The 19,657-nt window shown below is 45.1% G+C and carries 20 protein-coding genes; 2 read left to right on the plus strand and 18 right to left on the minus strand.

Features of this window, described 5'->3' with window-relative positions; translation table 11 throughout:
- Window positions 1-107 precede the first annotated feature (107 nt).
- Entirely contained in the window at window positions 108-1,568 is a 1,461-nt protein-coding gene (locus sps_RS21130; protein ID WP_077754305.1) for an aminoacyl-histidine dipeptidase, read from the plus strand.
- Between the two features lie 63 nt (window positions 1,569-1,631).
- Here the strand turns inward: sps_RS21130 and dinB are convergent, their stop codons facing one another.
- From dinB to sps_RS28970, 5 genes are all read right to left on the minus strand, one after another.
- Window positions 1,632-2,729: a DNA polymerase IV gene (gene dinB, locus sps_RS21135; RefSeq protein WP_077754306.1), complete on the minus strand. Its 1,098-nt coding sequence runs from the start codon at window positions 2,727-2,729 to the stop codon at window positions 1,632-1,634.
- Between the two features lie 205 nt (window positions 2,730-2,934).
- Window positions 2,935-3,792: an S-formylglutathione hydrolase gene (gene fghA, locus sps_RS21140; protein ID WP_077754307.1), complete on the minus strand. Its 858-nt coding sequence runs from the start codon at window positions 3,790-3,792 to the stop codon at window positions 2,935-2,937.
- 151 nt (window positions 3,793-3,943) lie between these two features.
- Window positions 3,944-5,074 (minus strand): S-(hydroxymethyl)glutathione dehydrogenase/class III alcohol dehydrogenase, encoded by a 1,131-nt coding sequence (locus sps_RS21145; RefSeq protein WP_077755804.1) that lies wholly within the window; start codon window positions 5,072-5,074, stop codon window positions 3,944-3,946.
- Window positions 5,075-5,251: 177 nt separating this feature from the next.
- Window positions 5,252-5,518, minus strand: a complete 267-nt coding sequence (locus tag sps_RS21150; RefSeq protein ID WP_077754308.1) for a DksA/TraR family C4-type zinc finger protein — start codon at window positions 5,516-5,518, stop codon at window positions 5,252-5,254.
- Between the two features lie 87 nt (window positions 5,519-5,605).
- Window positions 5,606-5,743 (minus strand): phosphate-starvation-inducible PsiE family protein, encoded by a 138-nt coding sequence (locus tag sps_RS28970; RefSeq protein ID WP_237157902.1) that lies wholly within the window; start codon window positions 5,741-5,743, stop codon window positions 5,606-5,608.
- Between the two features lie 265 nt (window positions 5,744-6,008).
- Between sps_RS28970 and sps_RS21160 the strand changes: the two genes are divergently transcribed.
- On the plus strand, window positions 6,009-6,878 hold the full coding sequence (locus sps_RS21160) for a LysR family transcriptional regulator (protein WP_077754309.1): 870 nt from the start codon (window positions 6,009-6,011) through the stop codon (window positions 6,876-6,878).
- A gap of 59 nt (window positions 6,879-6,937) precedes the next feature.
- Here the strand turns inward: sps_RS21160 and sps_RS21165 are convergent, their stop codons facing one another.
- The 13 genes from sps_RS21165 to sps_RS21225 form a co-directional block, all read right to left on the minus strand.
- Complete coding sequence (locus tag sps_RS21165; RefSeq protein WP_077754310.1) at window positions 6,938-8,938, minus strand: methyl-accepting chemotaxis protein; 2,001 nt, start codon at window positions 8,936-8,938, stop codon at window positions 6,938-6,940.
- Window positions 8,939-9,159: 221 nt separating this feature from the next.
- Complete coding sequence (locus sps_RS21170; protein ID WP_077754311.1) at window positions 9,160-9,366, minus strand: hypothetical protein; 207 nt, start codon at window positions 9,364-9,366, stop codon at window positions 9,160-9,162.
- 192 nt (window positions 9,367-9,558) lie between these two features.
- Window positions 9,559-10,026 carry a bacterioferritin gene (gene bfr / locus sps_RS21175; RefSeq protein ID WP_077754312.1) on the minus strand — a complete coding sequence of 156 codons (468 nt, stop codon included), beginning with the start codon at window positions 10,024-10,026 and terminating at the stop codon, window positions 9,559-9,561.
- Between the two features lie 11 nt (window positions 10,027-10,037).
- Window positions 10,038-10,508 (minus strand): bacterioferritin, encoded by a 471-nt coding sequence (bfr, locus tag sps_RS21180; RefSeq protein ID WP_077754313.1) that lies wholly within the window; start codon window positions 10,506-10,508, stop codon window positions 10,038-10,040.
- Window positions 10,509-10,759: 251 nt separating this feature from the next.
- Complete coding sequence (locus sps_RS21185; RefSeq protein WP_077754314.1) at window positions 10,760-11,767, minus strand: GGDEF domain-containing protein; 1,008 nt, start codon at window positions 11,765-11,767, stop codon at window positions 10,760-10,762.
- 121 nt (window positions 11,768-11,888) lie between these two features.
- Window positions 11,889-12,116, minus strand: a complete 228-nt coding sequence (nqrM, locus tag sps_RS21190) for a (Na+)-NQR maturation NqrM (RefSeq protein ID WP_077754315.1) — start codon at window positions 12,114-12,116, stop codon at window positions 11,889-11,891.
- A 126-nt stretch (window positions 12,117-12,242) separates the two neighbouring features.
- Window positions 12,243-13,259 carry an FAD:protein FMN transferase gene (locus sps_RS21195; RefSeq protein ID WP_077754316.1) on the minus strand — a complete coding sequence of 339 codons (1,017 nt, stop codon included), beginning with the start codon at window positions 13,257-13,259 and terminating at the stop codon, window positions 12,243-12,245.
- Window positions 13,260-13,409: 150 nt separating this feature from the next.
- A complete protein-coding gene (gene nqrF, locus sps_RS21200; protein ID WP_077754317.1) occupies window positions 13,410-14,657 on the minus strand; it encodes an NADH:ubiquinone reductase (Na(+)-transporting) subunit F in 1,248 nt (415 codons plus the stop codon).
- Window positions 14,658-14,702: 45 nt separating this feature from the next.
- Complete coding sequence (gene nqrE / locus sps_RS21205) at window positions 14,703-15,311, minus strand: NADH:ubiquinone reductase (Na(+)-transporting) subunit E (RefSeq protein ID WP_077754318.1); 609 nt, start codon at window positions 15,309-15,311, stop codon at window positions 14,703-14,705.
- Window positions 15,312-15,316: 5 nt separating this feature from the next.
- Window positions 15,317-15,949, minus strand: coding sequence for an NADH:ubiquinone reductase (Na(+)-transporting) subunit D (locus tag sps_RS21210; RefSeq protein ID WP_077754319.1), 633 nt, complete (start codon window positions 15,947-15,949; stop codon window positions 15,317-15,319).
- Entirely contained in the window at window positions 15,949-16,743 is a 795-nt protein-coding gene (locus sps_RS21215; RefSeq protein WP_077754320.1) for a Na(+)-translocating NADH-quinone reductase subunit C, read from the minus strand. The genes sps_RS21210 and sps_RS21215 overlap by 1 nt, the downstream gene beginning before the upstream one ends.
- A complete protein-coding gene (locus sps_RS21220; protein WP_077754321.1) occupies window positions 16,736-17,935 on the minus strand; it encodes an NADH:ubiquinone reductase (Na(+)-transporting) subunit B in 1,200 nt (399 codons plus the stop codon). Before sps_RS21220 ends, sps_RS21215 begins: the two co-directional genes overlap by 8 nt.
- Window positions 17,935-19,269, minus strand: a complete 1,335-nt coding sequence (locus tag sps_RS21225) for a Na(+)-translocating NADH-quinone reductase subunit A (RefSeq protein ID WP_077755805.1) — start codon at window positions 19,267-19,269, stop codon at window positions 17,935-17,937. Before sps_RS21225 ends, sps_RS21220 begins: the two co-directional genes overlap by 1 nt.
- Window positions 19,270-19,657: the final 388 nt, after the last annotated feature.

The following is a 19,657-nucleotide window of genomic DNA, read 5'->3' on the forward strand; positions in this document are numbered from 1 at the left end:
GACAGCCTTTACATAGACAAAATACGGGCCTGATAAACTTGGGGGGGAGCTGTGATAGAATGCGGTTAAATTTAGCCTCAAAGTCGTATTTTCTAGGGGAGTTATCCGTGACAGCAATAAGCCAACTACAACCTCAAGCACTCTGGCAGTGGTTCGAACAGATCTGTGCGATCCCGCATCCTTCCAAGCATGAGCAAGCGCTCAGCGAACATATTCAAGCTTGGGCTAGAGATAAACAACTTGAAATTGTTGAAGATAAAGTCGGTAACCTCATCATCAAGAAACCAGCCACTCCTGGCATGGAAAACCGTAAGACTGTTGCCCTGCAGGCCCATATCGATATGGTTCCCCAGAAGAACTCAGATAAGGTTCATGATTTTGAGAAAGACCCTATCATTCCTTACGTGGATGGTGACTGGGTTAAGGCTCAGGGCACGACTTTAGGTTCGGACAATGGCATAGGCATGGCATCGGCATTAGCCGTTTTAGGCTCAGATGATATCGCCCATGGCCCATTAGAAGTTCTGTTAACTATCGATGAAGAGGCGGGCATGACAGGCGCGTTTGGCCTCGAAGCGGGTTATCTGGATGCCGAGATCCTGATCAACACAGATTCTGAGCAAGAAGGCGAGATCTACATGGGTTGTGCCGGTGGTGTCGACGCCCAGATCAGTGTGCCTATGGTGTGGCAAGCTCCAGAGTCGAGTAACTCGACATACACCTTGACCCTATCGGGTTTAAAAGGTGGCCATTCTGGTGTGAACATACATCTTGGACGCGGTAATGCCAACAAGTTGCTGGCACGTTTCCTGTTTAATCATGCCGATGACTTGGCGCTGGAATTAACTGACTTTACCGGTGGTTCTCTGCGTAACGCCATCCCCCGCGAAGCCAGTGCAAGCTTTATGTTACCTACTGAAAACATTGCTGAACTTGAGACTCAGGCAACAAAATTTCAAGCCCTGATAAGGGAAGAGCTAGCCATTGCCGATCCCGATATGTTACTCGAACTAACCCAAGTATCGGCCGCCAAGCAAGTCATGAGCGAAGATACTCAGAACATGCTTATTGACCTACTCAATGCCTGTCCAAATGGCGTGATCCGTATGAGTGATGAGGTTGAAGGCGTTACTGAGACTTCATTAAACGTCGGCGTCATCAGCACCGAAACAGAGAGCGTTGAAATTCTCTGCTTAATTCGTTCTCTGATCGATTCAGGTCGAGATGAAATTGAAAGTGTATTAACGTCGCTGACAAACTTAGCCGGTGTCGGGATAGAGTTTAGCGGTGCTTACTCAGGATGGAAGCCCGACAACAGCTCACCCGTGATGGCCTTAGTGCGTGAAACCTATGACAGTATCTACAACAAAGAGCCTGTGATCATGGTTATTCATGCGGGTCTTGAATGCGGACTGTTTAAGAAGCCTTACCCTGAGATGGACATGGTATCGATTGGCCCGACTATCCGCTATCCACATAGCCCCGATGAGAAGGTACTCATTGAGACCGTAGGCCAGTACTACAAGCTGCTGTTAGCCGTTCTGGAACGTATTCCAGAGAAAGGATAAACAAGGTTTCTAGAACCTAAGATCTCGTTCCTAGGTTCTAGTTATTTCTTTAAATCCTACTTCTTAAAATCCTAAGTCCATCTGTGACTCTCTCACTTCATTCTCAGCCTCTTTGGTATTTACCGACGACTGACTCGCTAAGCCGACCGATACACCTAATAAGCGAATGCCTCTCCCTTGCTGACGCTCCAGCGCTTGTGTGAGCAGATCATAAAATAGTTTCACCGACATCTCATCGGCTCTATGCTCTATGGTAGTCTGTTTAAAATCACTGAATTTAAGCTTAACCACCTGCTTATTGATGATGCGATCTTTTGCGCTACGCGTCACCCGTACAGCCAACTCCTGAATCAGCTGAGGCATCACACCATGACATTGGTCTAAGGTATAGATATCCTTTGCTAACGTCGTCTCCACCCCCACAGATTTACGCTCTCTATGTGGAGAGATACTGCGCTCATCTATACCTTGAGCCCGCTCAATCAAGACTGCGCCAAATTTTCCGAATCGCTCAATCAAGGCACTTTGCGGATAGTCTTGAAGATCGCCGCAGGTTTTGAGGCCAATATCTTCAAGTTTCTTGCCTGTCACCTTCCCAACACCAGGGATTTTAGTCAAAGGTAAGGTTTTCACGAAGGGTGAGATCATATCCGGGGTTATCACATATTGTCCGTTAGGCTTATTCAGATCTGAAGCGACCTTAGCAAGAAATTTCACCGGCGCGATGCCAGCCGAAGCCGTGAGGCCAGTGATCTCAAAGATCTCCAGCCTGATGGCTTCTGCAATCAAGGTAGCCGAGCCCTGACATAAAGTGCAGTCGGTGACATCCAGATAAGCTTCATCAAGAGAGAGGGGCTCAATTAAGTCGGTATAGCGAGCAAAAACTTCGCGGATCTGCACCGAAACCTCTTTGTACACCGACATGCGACCAGGTACGAGTACGAGATCGGGACACAGTTTTAATGCATAGCCCGAGGCCATGGCCGAACGAACGCCGAAGGCCCGTGCCTCATAGTTACAAGTGCTTATCACCCCACGGCGATCACTGCGACCACCAACAGCTATGGGCTTGCCCCTCAATTCGGGAAAGTCGCGCATCTCGACTGCGGCAAAATAGCAGTCCATATCGATATGAATAATTTTCTGAAAATTAGTTTTCAAAGCAATTTCACAGCACTCTTCTAAACACTTCTCTGAACAAGAAGCCTCTCACACCACTATACTGTATATAAATACAGTAACCAATAAAAATGAGACTAAAGGGGAATATTTGAACGAGGAATGAACAATTGATGGGCTAGGGACAAACAAAAATGCCATTGAGTCGTTAACCCAATGGCATTATCGAAGCAAAAATCGCTTAGCTTCAGCTGACACTAAGATGCGAGCCATGGAATCTCAGATGCTGCTCTATGAAGCTGGCAATGAAAAAGTAACTATGGTCGTAACCTTCATGACTTTCCAGGGCTAAAGGATAACCACTGTTTTTGGCCGCGGCTTCTAATACCTCAGGTTTCAACTGCTCAGCTAAGAAGTCATCCGCTTCTCCTTGACTGACCAGAGCTGGAACAAATGATTTACCATTTTCCGCAGAGGCATTACGCATTAAGGTACTTGCATCATAGTCAGACCAAGTCGTCATGTCCCGGCCTAAGTAAGCCGTAAAGGCTTTCTTACCCCATGGGCAATTTATCGGATTACTGATAGGGCTAAAAGCCGAAACTGACTGATAGGCATCACTGTTTCTTAAGGCAATAACTAAGGCGCCATGCCCACCCATTGAGTGGCCAGCAATGGAACGCTTGTCAGTCACTGGAAACATGGACTCAACTAGAGCCGGCAACTCATCGACGATGTAATCATACATCTGGTAATGCTTGTTCCAAGGGGCTTGAGTAGCGTTGACATAGAAGCCTGCACCTTGGCCTAAGTCATAGCCCTCATCGTCGGCAACATCGCTGCCACGGGGACTGGTATCCGGCGCAACAATGGCGATACCAAGCTCAGAAGCAATACGATGAGCGCCCGCTTTATGCATGAAGTTTTCATCGCTACAGGTCAAGCCTGATAACCAATAAAGAACTGGCACTTTCTGACCATTCGAAGCTTGAGGTGGCAGATAAATAGCGAAGCGCATCGCACAATTTAAGGTCTTAGACTGGTGGCTATATTGCTTGTTCCAGCCTCCAAAGGTTTTATTACTACTGAGATTTTCTACTGTCATTATTCCGCTATCCTCACTACTACCTAGACATCACTCAAGCACCAATAAAGTGCTAACTAAACAGAACTGACGACATGAACCATCAGTTCTGCATACTTCTATTAAGAGCCATCACATGAATATGGCGACGCTCTATCTGCTATCAGCTTACTTATTTGTCGAAATGAATCACGGTACGAATGCTCTTACCTTCATGCATAAGATCGAATGCCTCATTAACTTGCTCAAGACCCATGGTATGAGTGATAAAGTCACTTAACTTAAACTCACCAGCCATGTAGCGCTCAACATAGTCAGGCAGCTCAGAGCGACCTTTAACACCACCAAATGCAGAGCCTTTCCACACTCGGCCAGTTACCAGCTGGAATGGACGCGTTGAGATCTCTTGTCCGGCACCGGCGACACCGATAACCACAGATTCACCCCAACCTTTATGACAACACTCAAGTGCCGAGCGCATCACATTGACGTTACCGATACATTCGAAAGAATAATCGACGCCACCATCTGTGAGTTCTACGATGACATCCTGAATAGGCTTGTCATAATTTTTTGGGTTGATGAAATCGGTTGCACCCAGTTTACGGGCCAGATCAAACTTACTCTCGTTAATATCGATAACGATAATACGAGCGGCTTTTGCCATAGCCGCACCTATGACTGCAGATAAACCAATACCGCCCATACCGAAGATAGCAACTGTAGCCCCCTCTTCCACTTTAGCTGTATTCATTACCGCGCCCATACCGGTTGTGACACCGCAACCTAATAAGCACACTTCTTCTAACCGCGCTTCAGGGTTGACCTTAGCTAATGAGATTTCAGGCAATACCGTGTACTCGGAAAACGTTGAGCAGCCCATGTAATGAAAGATATCTTTACCATCTTTAGAGAAACGAGTGGTACCGTCTGGCATCAAGCCTTTACCTTGTGTCTCACGAATTTTTTGACACAGGTTAGTCTTACCGGATTTACAGAACTTACACTCACCACACTCAGGGGTGTAAAGCGGAATAACATGATCGCCAACCCGAACGCTAGTCACGCCTTCACCGATAGACTCGACAATTCCGCCACCTTCGTGACCAAGAATACATGGGAATATACCTTCAGGATCATCACCAGAAAGTGTGAAAGCGTCGGTATGACATACGCCGGTAGCGATAATCTTGATGCGCACTTCACCTTTTTGCGGTGGCATTACATCGACGATTTCCATAGACAGAGGTTGACCAACGGCCCAAGCTACGGCGGCTTTTGATTTGATTGTTTGTGCTGTCATTTTAGCTCCAAAATATAATGGTTGAATCATGGGAGCGCTCCCAGAAAAAGATACTAGACCCAATTTCTGAAATCGTGCCGCTTTAAATATGGGATAAGTATATCCCTCAAAATTAAAATGATAATCCTATTTATAAGTAAATTACCTTTACCATATGGTAATAATAGACTTGTGGAATCACCTTAGCTGACTGTCTTTACTACCACGCCGGTTATAACCAGCCTGTTTACGTTGTAGATTATCTTGTTCTGTCTGGCAACTGACGCATAAACGGACCCCAGATAGTGCATCTCGACGTGCCATGGGGATTTCGATGCCACACTCTTCACAATGAGTCAGACCCGAGCCAGCATTTAATTTGTCTCTGGCCTGTGCAACCGCATCATTCACACTACTGTCTATTTGCTCTTGTACCGCGCCATCTCTTGACCAACCTCCAGCCATGGGCTCCTCCTATTTATTTCTAAGAATCTGTCAAAACTTCTTTCTGTTTAAACGCGATTAACCAATAAGTCACACCGAGGGCGAGGATCACGGCGGCAGAAGCCAGACATATTCAGCATCAACCTCTTTAAAATCCAGTACTATGATCTTGCGTGATATGGCCATCAATGCTGTCGCTATGACTATCTGCACATCTATCACACTCCATAAGATGACCAGTGTCATTAGCACTGCCAGTCCTCTTACAGCATAGTGCACCGCTTGACCCAGTTTATTGATAATAGGTTCGTTATCTATTTTTTCAATTTAAACTCCTAAAAGGTAAAAACACAGAGCAGCAACATCAGTACTATCAGCCTCTAAACATAAGAATGTACTTTCCGGCTCACGTAAAATTAACAGCGATGCCGGCGAATTGGGTGTATTATATTCCCAACTTAAATAATGATAATCCACCAAATTATAAAATCACTTTTACTAGGAGGTAACAATGTTTAACTGGGAAGGTGTCAGTGAATTCGTCTCCGTAGCAGAAACCGAAAGCTTTACTCAGGCAGCAAAACGTCTGGGTATATCCACGGCACAGGTCAGCAGGCAAGTCAGCGCTTTAGAGACCAGATTAGCCACAAAGCTCTTCCACCGCACCACACGTAAGGTCTCGGTAACTGAAGCAGGACAAATCTACTTTCAGCATTGCAGGCAAGTACTCGATGGGCTCGATGAAGCCGAAAGGGCAATCACCAACCTGCAAAGCACACCAAGAGGACGGCTTAAAATCACCGCTCCGGTGACCTATGGCGAGAGAACGCTAGCTCCTTTGATTAATGACTTTATCGCCAAGTACCCTGAACTCGACGTTAAGCTCAACTTGACTAACCTCAAGGTGGATATGATAGATGAAGGCTATGATCTGGCTATTCGCCTGGGTCAACTGGAAGATTCGAGCATGATGGCTAAGAAGCTGGGAAAACGAACCCATTATGTCTGCGCCGCACCGGATTACCTTTCAACCTATGGTATTCCTCACTCTTTATCTGAGCTGGATCAACATAACTGCCTGTTAGGTACATTAGATTACTGGCGCTTTCAAGAAGGCGGAAAGACGAGAAGTATCAGAGTTAGCGGGAGTCTGAGCTGTAACAGTGGCAGAGCTCTGGTCGATGCTGCGGTGAAAGCCATAGGGATCACTCAGTTGCCTGACTATTATGTCTTACCTTATCTTGAGAACGGTAAACTCGTATCAATCCTCGAGCAACATAGACCCTCTGATGATGGGATCTGGGCAATTTATCCACAAAACAGGCACCTCTCGCCTAAGGTGCGTATGCTGATCGATCACCTGACAGAAGAATTAAAATAAAAATACCAGTCAATATATGACTGGCATTAGGATTATTGGCACCCAGCTAAGTCCTGCCGCTAGATCTTAAACTGCTGTATATTCTTCGACAAATCTTCGGTCACATGCTGAAACTCGGCCAGACTCGCCGATAAGGCTTCGCTCGATGCCAATGAATCATCGGACAGGCCTCGGACATTCTCCACATTACAAGCCACTTCTTCGGTAACCACTGCCTGCTGACCTATAGCTGAGGTGATCTCAATAGTCTGCTGCTGAATAGCCGAAATAGCACTGGTGATGCCAGTTAGCGCCTCTTCGACTTTTATAGTCAGATCCTGACCCACATTAGCCTGCTCGACTCCTTCTTCCATCACTTGTTCCGCCTGCAGCGCATTTTGTTGCAGAGTCTGAATGATCTCTTGAATATTGGCGGTCGAGTCTTGTGTTCTTGAAGCTAAGGTTCTCACCTCATCCGCCACCACGGCGAAGCCCCTCCCCTGTTCACCGGCGCGTGCAGCCTCAATGGCGGCGTTAAGTGCTAATAAGTTAGTTTGCTCAGCAATACCACGAATGACGCTCAGTACCTCGCCAATCTGCTCTGAGCTGGTTCTCAGGTGTCGGACCACCTTAGCAGCCTCGATGACCTGAGAGGAAAGTGACTGCATGCCTTGAGTGGCCTTAGCAACAATCTTCATACCATCACGGGACTCCTGTTGAGCTTTCTCGGCAAACTCACTGGCTCGCTGAGCACTATTTGCCATCTCCTGAGAGGTATGGGCCATTTCAGTTGCAGCAGTAGCCACACTGGATATCTCCTGCTTCTGCTGAGAAACCGAATGCAATGCCTCATTACATATAGCAACTGCACCACTGACCCCAGAATCGACCCTCTGTGTCAGTTCACGGGTCTGCTCCAGCATCCCTTGTACCTTAGCCGCAAAACGGTTAAATGCATCACCGAGTTTGCCTAGTTCATCTTCTCTGTCCATATTGATGCGCTTAGAAAGGTCGCTATCACCTTGGGCAATATCTTCCATCGCCTCGAGTAAGCGATTTATCTGACGTCTAAATGGTAACAGCATCATCCAGACTGTAGCGCCTACCAAGAGCATGATGACCACAGCAAGCAAGCTTGCGTTAACTATAGCCTCATTAACTGGTGCCTCAATCACATCTTTAGGCAGCATAAAGGCAAGATGCCACTTCTGTTGAGGAAAACTGCCACCTACGCTGACATAGCTGACCCTTTGTTCTACGCCCTTGAAAGTCACCTTGGCAACGCCCTGCTCCTTTGAATTCATCAAGCGGGTCAGTTGTCCAAAACCTTGGGTCTCATTAAAATAGCTATCGACCTTACTGGCTTGAGAGCCTGGCTGGAACTCCTGAGTAAATCCAGGGAAATACACCAGCTGCCCGCTTTGAGTCATCAAAAATGCCTGACCCTGACCATGATATTTCATCCTGGCTAGCAACTCAGTACCTATGGTATCAATCAAGATATCCATGCCACCTATGCCGATGAACTCACCATTAGCATTCTTAATTACGGACTTAACCGTAGCCGAAATAGAACCATCGTTAGCATCTACCGCAGGATCGGTTACATACATGCCATTTTTATTGATACCTTCCTGCCACCAGGGACGCTTATTAGTGTAGTAGTCCGCATCATCGTATCTGCCATTGAGATCGAAATACTCGAAAGTATTCGCCGATCCAAAGAATACAGACTTGATATCACTGTCTGTGTCTGAGAAATGTTTGAAGTATTGAATGACATTTTGATACTCAGCATCGCGATCTAAGTTACTGAGTCGCTTATTGTACTGAGTGAACCAGTCCAATAATTGAGGCGAGGCAAACACAGAATCGATCACTTTTGCCTTCTCAACGAAGTAGCCAGTCACCTCATTAGATTTAAACTGTACCAAGGCGGAGAGATCGGCATCGATCTGTTTGCGTGTTCTGTCACTTTCGCCGTTAACGAGGAAGGCTGAAACGATGACGAGTAAAATAGCTAATGCGCCGACAATGGCAAAGACAAGTTGGAGACTGAGGGAGCTTTTTAGCTGCTTCATGCTAGTACCTTTTACTTATTTTTATTATTAGCCCATCAATCTAGCAGAACTACGCCGAGAGTGAAGGCTTAACAAGGATAAAATAGTGAAAAGTGTTTTTTACATGTTACAAATCAAGAACTGAAGTGGCAAAGCATGTTAACGACTAAGAAAGCGGTAGGACTAGAGAAATTTAAATTATTGGGATTATCTGAACCGAGCGGACATTTATGAGACTGATATTAGAACAGCTCATTGAGCATCTTTCGCTCTTCATCGCTGAGTAAAGAGACAGTGCCTAATTGAGGAAGCTCTGATTTGGCCTGTGAGAGTTGCTGCTCCAGACTGGCAATCTTGAGTAATAGTGAGTTAACGACCACAGGAAACAATTCCCTTAACTGGCTATTATCTGGATCTACCGCAAAATTGATATCTCTATGCATGGTCATTTTATCCCCTCCGAATCATTCTCATCAGGATAACTAACTTTACTGAATACAAGCTGTACGAAAGGATAGAAGATAAAAACTAAAAAGACACTCAAGTTTCGCAACCTGAGTGCCTAATACTAGTGATAATCCGAGACTCTTCACTTCAAAGCAGTCAACTGCAATGCAGTGGACTTTAGAGTGAAACCCAGATTACATCATAGATTGAAGATAGTTTTGCAAACCGACCCGACCGATAAGGCCAAGCTGTTTCTCTATCCAATGCATATGATCCGATTCAGTCTCCTCTAACAGAACCGCTAAGATTTCACGAGTCTGATAGTCTTGCTTCTGTTCACATAAAGCTATCGCCTTACGCAAATTATCGGCAACTTGATATTCATAATTGAGATCATTTTGTAGCATCTCCTGAGTGTTCTTACCAATATTGAGTGCTTCGCGACTGGCAACATCGGGAGTCCCCTCTAGAAATAAAATACGCTGCACTAACTTAGCGGCGTGGCCTCTCTCATCATCGGACTCATGGGATATTCGCGTATGAAGCTCATTCAGTCCCCAATCTTCATACATCAAACCATGAACAAAATACTGATCCATTGCCGATAGCTCACCAGTCAGCAGCTGGTTGAGTGTATCGATAACCTCTTGGTTGCCTTTCATCTGATAGCCTCTTATTTATTGATTTTTGATTGAAGAAAATTCTGCATGCCGGTTAATGAGATCAGCTCTTGCTGGGATTCAATCCAGTCGAGGTGCTCCTCTTCATCTTCGAGCAGATCAGCCAGTAGATCACGACTGACATAATCTCTTAGCGACTCACAAACCTCGATGGCAGCTCTCAATTCTAAGATTTGCTTCTCGACCATGGTCTTATCACAAGTGAGCATCTCTTCGCAATGCTCACCGATCCTCAGTTTTTGCAGTTGTTGCAGATTAGGCAAGCCTTCGAGAAACAGTACACGCTCAATGAGCTTGTCCGCATGTTTCATATCCTGAATGGATTTTTTATAAGACTTATGATTCAGCTCTTCGAAGCCCCAGTTCTTATACATACGGGCATGGAGAAAATACTGATTGATGGCAGTCAGTTCGAAAGTGAGAATATTATTGAGCTGACCGAGTACCTGAGGTTGACCTTTCATCTCTGCGTCCCTTAATTGTGAAACTTGATTCAAATCAAGTCACAGAGACTATTACAGAAAAGATTAAAATGCAATTACCGTTACATTTCAACAACTTAGAAATGAAAAGCATTCTTATTTGCATTCTTTTTAACGACAGTTTTTAGGAACTATTAGCGTGTTAGGGAAAGTTCATGAGAAACAGTTTTTGAATTCAGTGTCAGGATGTAAAATATGATGGCTAGATGCAAGTTAGTCTGATTTGCACTCAGTTAAAAAATCTCGATATCATCATCAAACTTCTTCTCGCTAAGGGCGCCACGCGAGACCAAATCTTCATAAACCTCGATACGATTCCGCCCCGTCTCCTTGATGTAATACAGGGCTTGATCGGCCTGAATCAACAAAGTATTGGCCTGCTTGTCAGAGCAAATCTGGGTTATCCCCATAGATACAGTGAGCCGAACCTTTTCACCGTGAAAACGATAGAGGCTATCACTAAATTTTTGACACTTGGTCAACATCTGATGTTTAGTAGACGGGGCAATTAACAATACAAACTCATCACCACCAAATCTGAACATGGCATCCTCTTCATCAAATACCGAGCGCATGACCCTAACAAGATCTAACAAAATCTCATCACCATAAAGGTGACCGAAGCTATCATTAATCAATTTAAATTTATCGATATCGAATATACACAGCCAGTGATGCTTTAGCTGCTTGATTTTGGCCTGTTCGATGGACACAAGATTAGTATTGGCCGCTCTCAGCCTGGAGCCGAATGCCTTACGGTTGAGTAAGCCTGTGAGCTCATCAGTTTCACATTCGATGACGATGGCAAGAAAGTTCTCAAACACTTTAGCCAGCCCCTTCAACAGGCCTAAGTTGTGCTCAGTTATGCACTCAAGTTTAACCCAAAGTACTTTCACCACGCATGAATTTAGCTTGATTGGAATCGCTATCAGAGCCGGTATAAGATCATTGCTATAGCAGGTCGATTGACTGCTTACACACTTGGTAAAACAAGCGGCAGCTTCCTCGCATACACTGTCATCGTTGCTGTTACCATAGGGGTTGTGACTAAGAGAAAAATATTCAGGTAACGCCACCTCCTCCAGCTCACTCGATGAGATATGAATATCAAAAATCTGTACATCTAACGGGGTGACAAACTGCTGTACGGTTGATACTAAACTCTTAGTCAGTGAATCTAGCTGACGCTGCTCCGTCAGCCTAACCAGTGAATCTAAGATAACTTTGAGGTCCGTTCTCATCAATTGCCCATATTGATTAAAAGCAAGATATGGGAAGTATAGTCAAAATGTAAACGAAGAGATGACAGGCATAAAAAAAGGTATCTTGGGATCAAGATACCTTTCAATGGTACAACTGCTACTAAATGATACGATTCTTGGCGAGCTTTTCACGCCTCTCATCTTCTTCGGCAGCCATTTTTTCTTTACGATTGTCACAAGGGTCATCGCAATCGCATGCTTTATCTATGCCTAATGCCCCTAGACCACCACAACTACCCGCTACTGCGGTTCGCTTAACGATATAGCCAATAGACATCAAAAGAAAAAACAGCAATAAAACAACAAATGCCGCGATAAATGTACTCATCAAATACTCCAAGTGTAGCGAGAGGCGATTATATCATCAGATCCCTTGTCAAACCTAAGGGTATAACGCGAGATCTGATCTAACACCTACAATAGTCTTTAAACCTAAACCAGAAGATGTAACAGCTCACTGATTTGAATAAGGTTTAAAAGCATCACTATAAAAAACTTTAAAGCCGCTATCTTGCTTCTCAATCAACATGATGGCTAAATTTTCCTGCTTAGCAAGCGCTAATGACTTCTCGGTTCCCAGTACCATCATGGCAGTGGCATAACCATCGGCAACCATAGACTGCTTATGAAGTACAGTCACAGAAGCTAATCTATGATCGATTGGGTAGCCATCTCGTGGATCGATAAGATGAGAAAACTGTCGGCCATCTTCTTCATAGTAATTACGATAATCACCGGAAGTAGCAACCGCCATGTCACCAGGAGCAATCACTTGTTGAATTTCTCGGTCGTCAACATCAGGCTGCTCAATAGCAACGCGCCAAGGTGAGCCATCGACCTTATTGCCAAATACACTGAGCTCACCACCAATCTCAACTAAATAACCAGAGACATGATATTTATCCAGTATGGCCGCAACGATATCGACACCAAACCCCTTGGCGATCGATGAAAGATCCACGTATAAATCAGGGTTAGTCTTAGTCAACTTAGTGCCATCTAACTGGAGGTATTGCATGCCAGTTTTTGCCTTGGCTGCAGCGATAACATCTTCAGATGGTATGCTCGTTGGTCGCTTATCGGGTCCAAATCCCCATAAGTTCACTAGAGGCCCTAAGGTAATATCCAGTGCGCCATCGGTGACATCATAAAGATGTATCCCCTCGGCGATAACAAAAGCCGTGTCCTTCGAAACTGTAATTGTCTCTTCATGACTCATGGAGTTAAAGCGTGACAGTTCAGAGGTGGGCCGATAGGTAGACATCTGATCATTGACCTTCTCTAGTGCGAGATCAATTTCAGCTTGAAGTAGGTTTGCTTCCGGAAGCTGCTCACTCGGTACCACTTTAATGTGATATGTCGTGCCCATGGTGTTGCCGGAAAGTGAAATTATTTGTGCAGGTTTACTACACCCAGAAACAAAAAAGGCCAGCCATACAAGGGCTAACCAGTTTACTAAGGTCTTTTTCATTTTGACCTAAATCCTTATCACTATAAAAACTGATGATCTATTCGAAACTTGATTAAAGACAGTGAGGCGATTTTCCTCACTGTCTGTTTCAAACTCGAATGACAACTATCTCAAGATTCAAGCGTTTAATACCAATCGGTATTAGTGTGATTAGCCGCCGAAATCATCCAGAAGGATGTTTTCATCTTCGACACCAAGATCTTTCAGCATACCGATAACAGCCGCATTCATCATTGGAGGACCACACATGTAGAATTCACAATCTTCCGGCGCATCATGGTCACGCAAGTAGCTTTCATAAAGTACATTATGAATGAAACCAGTCTTGCCTTCCCAGTTATCCTCAGGCTGAGGATCTGATAGCGCAACATGCCAATCAAAGTTTTCGTTATCTGACGATAAACCATCGAAATCTTCGACATAGAACATTTCACGCTTAGAGCGCGCGCCATACCAGAAGCTTATCTTACGATCTGTCTTAAGACGCTTAAGCTGATCGAAGATATGAGAACGCATAGGCGCCATACCTGCACCACCACCGACAAAGATCATCTCATTGTCAGTTTCTTTAGCAAAGAACTCACCAAACGGACCAGAGATTGTGACCTTATCACCCTCTTTCAAGCTGAAGATGTACGAAGACATCTTACCGCAAGGCAGAGTTAGGTTACGTGGCGGAGGTGTTGCAATACGCACGTTCAACATGATGATACCAGCCTCTTCAGGATAGTTCGCCATAGAGTATGCACGGATGGTTTCATCTTCTACTTGAGACTCTAGCTTGAAGAAGCCAAAGTGCTCCCAGTCACCACGGTATTCAGCAGGAATATCAAAATCTGCATATTTAACATGGTGTACAGGCGCTTCAATTTGAATATAACCACCGGCGCGGAACGGAACTGAATCGCCACCTGGAATTTGAAGCTTAAGCTCTTTAATGAAAGTGGCCTTGTTATCGTTAGAGATAACGGTACATTCCCACTTCTTAACACCGAAGATCTCATCTTCGAGCTCAATTTCCATATCGGTTTTAACGCTTACCTGGCAAGATAAACGACAGCCCTCACGAGCCTCACCTTTACTGATATGATCCAGCTCAGTTGGCAAAATATCACCGCCACCCGATTTAATATGTACTTTACACTGACCACAAGTACCACCACCACCACATGCACTAGAGACGAAAATACCGCTCTCAGCCAATGCACCTAGTAGCTTGCCACCTGCAGGCAGTTTGATGCCTTTCTCAGGATCATCATTGATACCAATTGTAATGTCACCACTGTTGACCAACTTTGACTTGGCAAACAAGATGATTAGTACCAAACCTAAGACGATAGCAGTAAACATACTCACACCGAGGTAAACCTCGAGTGGAGTAGATTTAAGAATATCCATTAACTTATCCTTAAAAGTCCGAAACAGGAACCCGATGGGTCCCGATTATAGGGACACACCAGAAAACGACATGAATCCAAGCGCCATTAGACCTGCGGTCACGAAGGTAATACCTAAGCCACGCAGTCCATCAGGCACATCAGCATATTTCAGCTTTTCACGGATACCTGCTAACAAGACGATAGCTAAGGCGAAGCCCACTCCTGAACCCACACCAAACACCATACTTTCAACTAGGTTGTAGTCACGCTCAACCATGAAAGAGACTGCACCAAAGATGGCACAGTTTACGGTGATGAGTGGCAGGAAGATCCCCAGAGCGTTATATAGCGGTGGGAAGAACTTATCCAACACCATCTCAAGGATCTGTACTAACGCTGCGATAACACCGATGAAGGTGATGAACTTCAGGAAGCTCAAATCAGCATCCGGTGCTCCAGCCCAAGCCAAAGCACCTGGAGCTAACAGCCCTTGATAGATGATTTGGTTAACAGGGACTGAAATAGCCAGTACCACAACAACCGCAATACCTAGTCCCATCGCTGTGGTCACTTTCTTCGATACCGCCAGGAATGTACACATCCCCAGGAAGAAAGACAGTGCCATGTTCTCGATAAAAATAGAGCGAATTAGCAAACTAATATAATGTTCCATCGCGCTTACCCTTTTGCTTCTACTTGCTCTGGCTTAACCGTACGGATGATCCAGATCAAAGTACCGATTAAGAAGAACGCACTTGGTGGTAGCAACAACAGACCGTTTGGCTGATACCAGCCACCGTCTGAAACCTTGCTTAAAATCTCAACACCAAATAACGAACCATTACCAAAGAGTTCACGGACAAAACCAACTGATAGCAAGATAGCACCATAGCCTAAGCCATTACCGATACCATCCATAAAACTCATCATTGGCGGTGTTTTCATCGCATAAGCTTCGGCACGGCCCATCACAATACAGTTGGTAATAATCAAGCCAACAAATACCGAAAGCTGCTTAGCGACATCGTAGGCATATGCCTGTAATACCTGATCAACCACGATGACCAAAGATGCAATGATAGTCATCTGAACGATGATACGTACACTACTTGGAATATGGTTACGCAACATAGAGATGAACAAGTTTGAACACGCTGTTACAGCGGTCAAAGCAATGGTCATTACCAGTGCAGTTTCCATTTTACTGGTTACTGCCAGTGCACTACATACACCTAGTACTTGCAGAGCAATCGGGTTATTACTAACAATCGGTCCCGATAGAACCTGCTTAAGTTCTTTAGCGTTAGCCATTAGCTCAGTCCTCCATTACGAACTTTTTCGATGAAGTGAGCAAAGCCTTCCTCACCTAACCAAAATTCTAGTGAGTTTTGAACACCGTTACCCGTCAAGGTAGCACCTGATAACGCATCGACACCGTGCTCGCTTGCGGCAACAGCTGGATTCTTAGTGACGCTAATCGCTAAGTTACCTTGTGCATCATAGAGCTTCTTACCATGCCACTTCGCCATCCAGATAGGATTTTGAACTTCACCACCAAGACCAGGAGTTTCACCCGAACCGGTAAATGCATAGTAAACCAGACTCTGAATGGTATTCATGTCAGGCTCAACGGCTAAGAATGCATACATAGTTGACCAAAGACCGTAACCTTTAATAGGTAAAATAACCGTCTGTGGTTGACCCTGATCATCATTCACAATATAGACAACTGCAGTGTTAGCTACACGCTTTACTGAAGCGATATCATTCTTAGGCTTAAATGAATTAGCCACATCACGAGAAGCCTTATCCGCATCGAATGAATCTGCATCACCTTCAACCCAATCACCCGTCTTAAGGTCAATTAGCTTAGCCACAACATACTTGTTGTATGTGGTAAGCACATCGGCTTTAGTCAGAGGTGCATCAGTATCTTTAGTGAGACCAGCAGCTTCAAGAATGTACTTTTGCTTATCGAGCAGTTTATTCTCAATCTGGATTGGTCTTAACATCACAGCTGCAGTCGATACGAAGATCGAACAGATGAAACATAAACCAACAACCACAAAGAGGGTTCTGCCAAAGGAATCTTTGTTACTAGCCACGTGCAATCCTCCGCTTGATATTTGCCTGAACGACAAAATGGTCAAATAGTGGAGCAAACAAGTTGGCGAATAAAATGGCCAACATCATGCCTTCAGGGAACGCTGGGTTAATGACACGAATAAACACCGCCATAGCACCGATCAAGATCCCGTAACCCCATTTTGCTGAGTTAGTGAACGAAGCCGATACAGGGTCAGTCGCCATGAACATCATACCGAAGGCAAAACCACCTAAAACAAGGTGCCAGTACCAAGGCATAGCGAACATTGGATTAGTATCACTACCGATGAAGTTCAACAGGTATGAAACAGCAATCATGCCCACCATTACACCGGCAACGATGCGCCATGATGCAATACGAGCGTACACGATAACCGCGCCACCAATTAAGATAGCTAAAGTAGACACTTCACCCACAGAACCAGGAATGAAACCTAGGAAGGCATCCCACCAGTCTTGGCTAAATCCGTATTCAAGTGTGCCTTGGGCCGCTTGACTCAGTGCAGTAGCACCAGAGTAACCATCAGCTGCAACCCAAGAGGTGTCACCTGACATGCTTAGCGGGTAAGCGAAGAATAGGAAAGCACGACCAGCTAGTGCAGGGTTAAGGAAGTTACGCCCCGTACCACCGAAGATCTCTTTGGCTACAACCACACCGAAAGTGATACCCAATGCAACCATCCATAAAGGAATGGTAGCTGGTAGAGTCAATGCAAATAGCACCGAAGTGACGAAGAAGCCTTCGTTAACTTCATGTCCGCGGACCGATGCAAACAAGACTTCCCAGATACCACCGACGGCGAATGTCACCGCATAGATAGGCACAAAGAAACAGGCGCCGTACCACAAAAGGGCAGCAATACCTGAATTGGCAGTCAGCTCAGTACCAAACATGCCGAACAGGCTAACCTGCCAAACATCTGGTGTAGCAAAACCGGCAACAAGCGCATCTTGAGCTTGCAAACCAACGTTATACATACCGACGAACATGGCAGGGAACGTACATGCCCACACCAAGATCATCATACGCTTCAGGTCTAAATTATCACGAACATGGGTTGCGCCCTTGTTCACATGACCTGGGGTGTAAAAAACCGTATATGCAGCTTCGAAAATGGCGTAAAACTTTTCGTATTTACCGCCCTTCTCAAACTGAGGCTCTACACTCTTAAATAACTCTTTCAAGCCCATTAGCCTTCCCTCACGATCGTATCTAGACAGTCACGTAGGTAAGTAGCATAGTCATACTTACCCGGACATACGACAGTACACAATGCCAAATCTTCTTCATCTAATTCCAAGGCACCTAAGGTAACAGCACCATCGGTATCGCCTGACACTAGGTCACGCAATAACATAGTAGGAAGAATATCCAGAGGCATCACACGCTCATAGTTACCGATAGGTACCATAGCTCGATCTGAACCACCTGTACTCGTCGTCATATTAAACAGACGCGAAGGTGATAGATGACCTAAGAAAGCGCGAGTGATAGAAAACTTATCACTGCCAGGCATAGCCCAACCGATAAACTCCTGCTCTCGACCTTCTTCAAGCAGTGTGAACTGCTGATGGAAACGACCAAGGTAAGCATGAGGTCCAGTGGCGGTACGTCCGCTCAAGACCGAGCCAGAAACGACACGAACTTCACCGTCTAAGCTTTCATTTGCAGTCAATTCTACAGACGAAGCACCTAGCTGAGTGCGAACAAGTCTTGGCTTACTCGCCTTAGGACCCGCTATAGCTACCACGCGTTGAGTGTTTAACTCACCGGTTGTAAATAGCTGACCAATGGCAATGACATCTTGGTAACCCACATGCCAAACCGTTCTCTTAACCGATGCAGACAATAGGAAGTGTATATGTGTACCGACCAGACCTGCAGGGTGTTTACCTGCAAACTCTTCGACTTGAGCATTGGCAGCTGGAATATCGGCTCCAGGTGCTTTACACAAGAATACTTTACCTTGAGTCAATCTTGATAGAACCTTAAGTCCATTCTCAAAATCAGCTTTTTTCGTGCCGATAACCACTTCAGGGTCGGCAGCAAGAGGTTGAGTATCTATCGCGGTAACGAAGATGCCGGCAGCGGTAGAGTCTACTGCTGGGGCTTTACTGAAAGGACGAGTTCGCAATGCCGTCCACAACCCTGATTCAATAAGGTTGTCTCGAACTAGCTGCGAATCCAACGACTCTAATTCTGCTGCACCATATTTAGCAAAGGAAACACTCTCTTCCCCTTCGATATCTATGACGACTGACTGCAGAACACGTTGTGCGCCCCGGTTGACTTCTGAAATTGTGCCACTAGCTAAAGCCGTATATTTAACACCAAGGTTCTTTTTATCTTCAAAGATAACCTGACCTTTTTTAACTTTATCACCCACTTTGATTTTCATCGTGGGGCGTAAGCCAATATACTCTTCACCCAAAGTAGCTACACGTTTAATGGCTGGGCCATCATGGACTACTTGCTCTGGCCCGCCTGCTATAGGCAGGTCCAATCCTTTCTTTATTGTAATCATATCCACAAGCACTACGTTATGAAGGAAAGATAATGCGCCGCGTTCCTGCTTAATACGACAGGTTTAAAACAAAGCTCACCTCAATGAGCTAGCGCAGATTTATCACGGAAATGCGATCGCAATCACGCTGTTCGCGCGCATTTTACAGTAAATATCACTGTATCGCCATGAAAAAAGTGGGTGTTTTAAAATGATTGTGAATTTTTCAAAGTCGGCTGTAGCTCACATTTTAGCGGATTATTTTGAATCAGCGCTTACTAATTCAAATAAGACCTTTACCTAGCAAGGATACCGTCTTTATCAAATAGTCAAATGAAGCCTAATTAATATTTATTTGACCAAGTCTTAGCCCAATTCAACCGCTGTTTATTTGAACGAAAGCTTTAAA

Source organism: Shewanella psychrophila, from assembly GCF_002005305.1.
GTDB classification, from domain to species: Bacteria; Pseudomonadota; Gammaproteobacteria; order Enterobacterales; family Shewanellaceae; genus Shewanella; species Shewanella psychrophila.

Bases quoted from the DNA above. Each gene is read 5' to 3' on its own strand.
- fghA (WP_077754307.1), bottom strand. From the start codon at position 3,792: ATGACAGTAGAAAATCTCAGTAGTAATAAAACCTTTGGAGGCTGGAAC.
- sps_RS21145 (WP_077755804.1), bottom strand. From the start codon at position 5,074: ATGACAGCACAAACAATCAAATCAAAAGCCGCCGTAGCTTGGGCCGTT.
- sps_RS21150 (WP_077754308.1), bottom strand. From the start codon at position 5,518: ATGGCTGGAGGTTGGTCAAGAGATGGCGCGGTACAAGAGCAAATAGAC.
- sps_RS28970 (WP_237157902.1), bottom strand. From the start codon at position 5,743: ATGACACTGGTCATCTTATGGAGTGTGATAGATGTGCAGATAGTCATA.
- sps_RS21160 (WP_077754309.1), top strand. From the start codon at position 6,009: ATGTTTAACTGGGAAGGTGTCAGTGAATTCGTCTCCGTAGCAGAAACC.
- sps_RS21165 (WP_077754310.1), bottom strand. From the start codon at position 8,938: ATGAAGCAGCTAAAAAGCTCCCTCAGTCTCCAACTTGTCTTTGCCATT.
- sps_RS21170 (WP_077754311.1), bottom strand. From the start codon at position 9,366: ATGACCATGCATAGAGATATCAATTTTGCGGTAGATCCAGATAATAGC.
- bfr (WP_077754312.1), bottom strand. From the start codon at position 10,026: ATGAAAGGCAACCAAGAGGTTATCGATACACTCAACCAGCTGCTGACT.
- bfr (WP_077754313.1), bottom strand. From the start codon at position 10,508: ATGAAAGGTCAACCTCAGGTACTCGGTCAGCTCAATAATATTCTCACT.
- sps_RS21185 (WP_077754314.1), bottom strand. From the start codon at position 11,767: ATGAGAACGGACCTCAAAGTTATCTTAGATTCACTGGTTAGGCTGACG.
- nqrM (WP_077754315.1), bottom strand. From the start codon at position 12,116: ATGAGTACATTTATCGCGGCATTTGTTGTTTTATTGCTGTTTTTTCTT.
- sps_RS21195 (WP_077754316.1), bottom strand. From the start codon at position 13,259: ATGAAAAAGACCTTAGTAAACTGGTTAGCCCTTGTATGGCTGGCCTTT.
- nqrF (WP_077754317.1), bottom strand. From the start codon at position 14,657: ATGGATATTCTTAAATCTACTCCACTCGAGGTTTACCTCGGTGTGAGT.
- nqrE (WP_077754318.1), bottom strand. From the start codon at position 15,311: ATGGAACATTATATTAGTTTGCTAATTCGCTCTATTTTTATCGAGAAC.
- sps_RS21210 (WP_077754319.1), bottom strand. From the start codon at position 15,949: ATGGCTAACGCTAAAGAACTTAAGCAGGTTCTATCGGGACCGATTGTT.
- sps_RS21220 (WP_077754321.1), bottom strand. From the start codon at position 17,935: ATGGGCTTGAAAGAGTTATTTAAGAGTGTAGAGCCTCAGTTTGAGAAG.
- sps_RS21225 (WP_077755805.1), bottom strand. From the start codon at position 19,269: ATGATTACAATAAAGAAAGGATTGGACCTGCCTATAGCAGGCGGGCCA.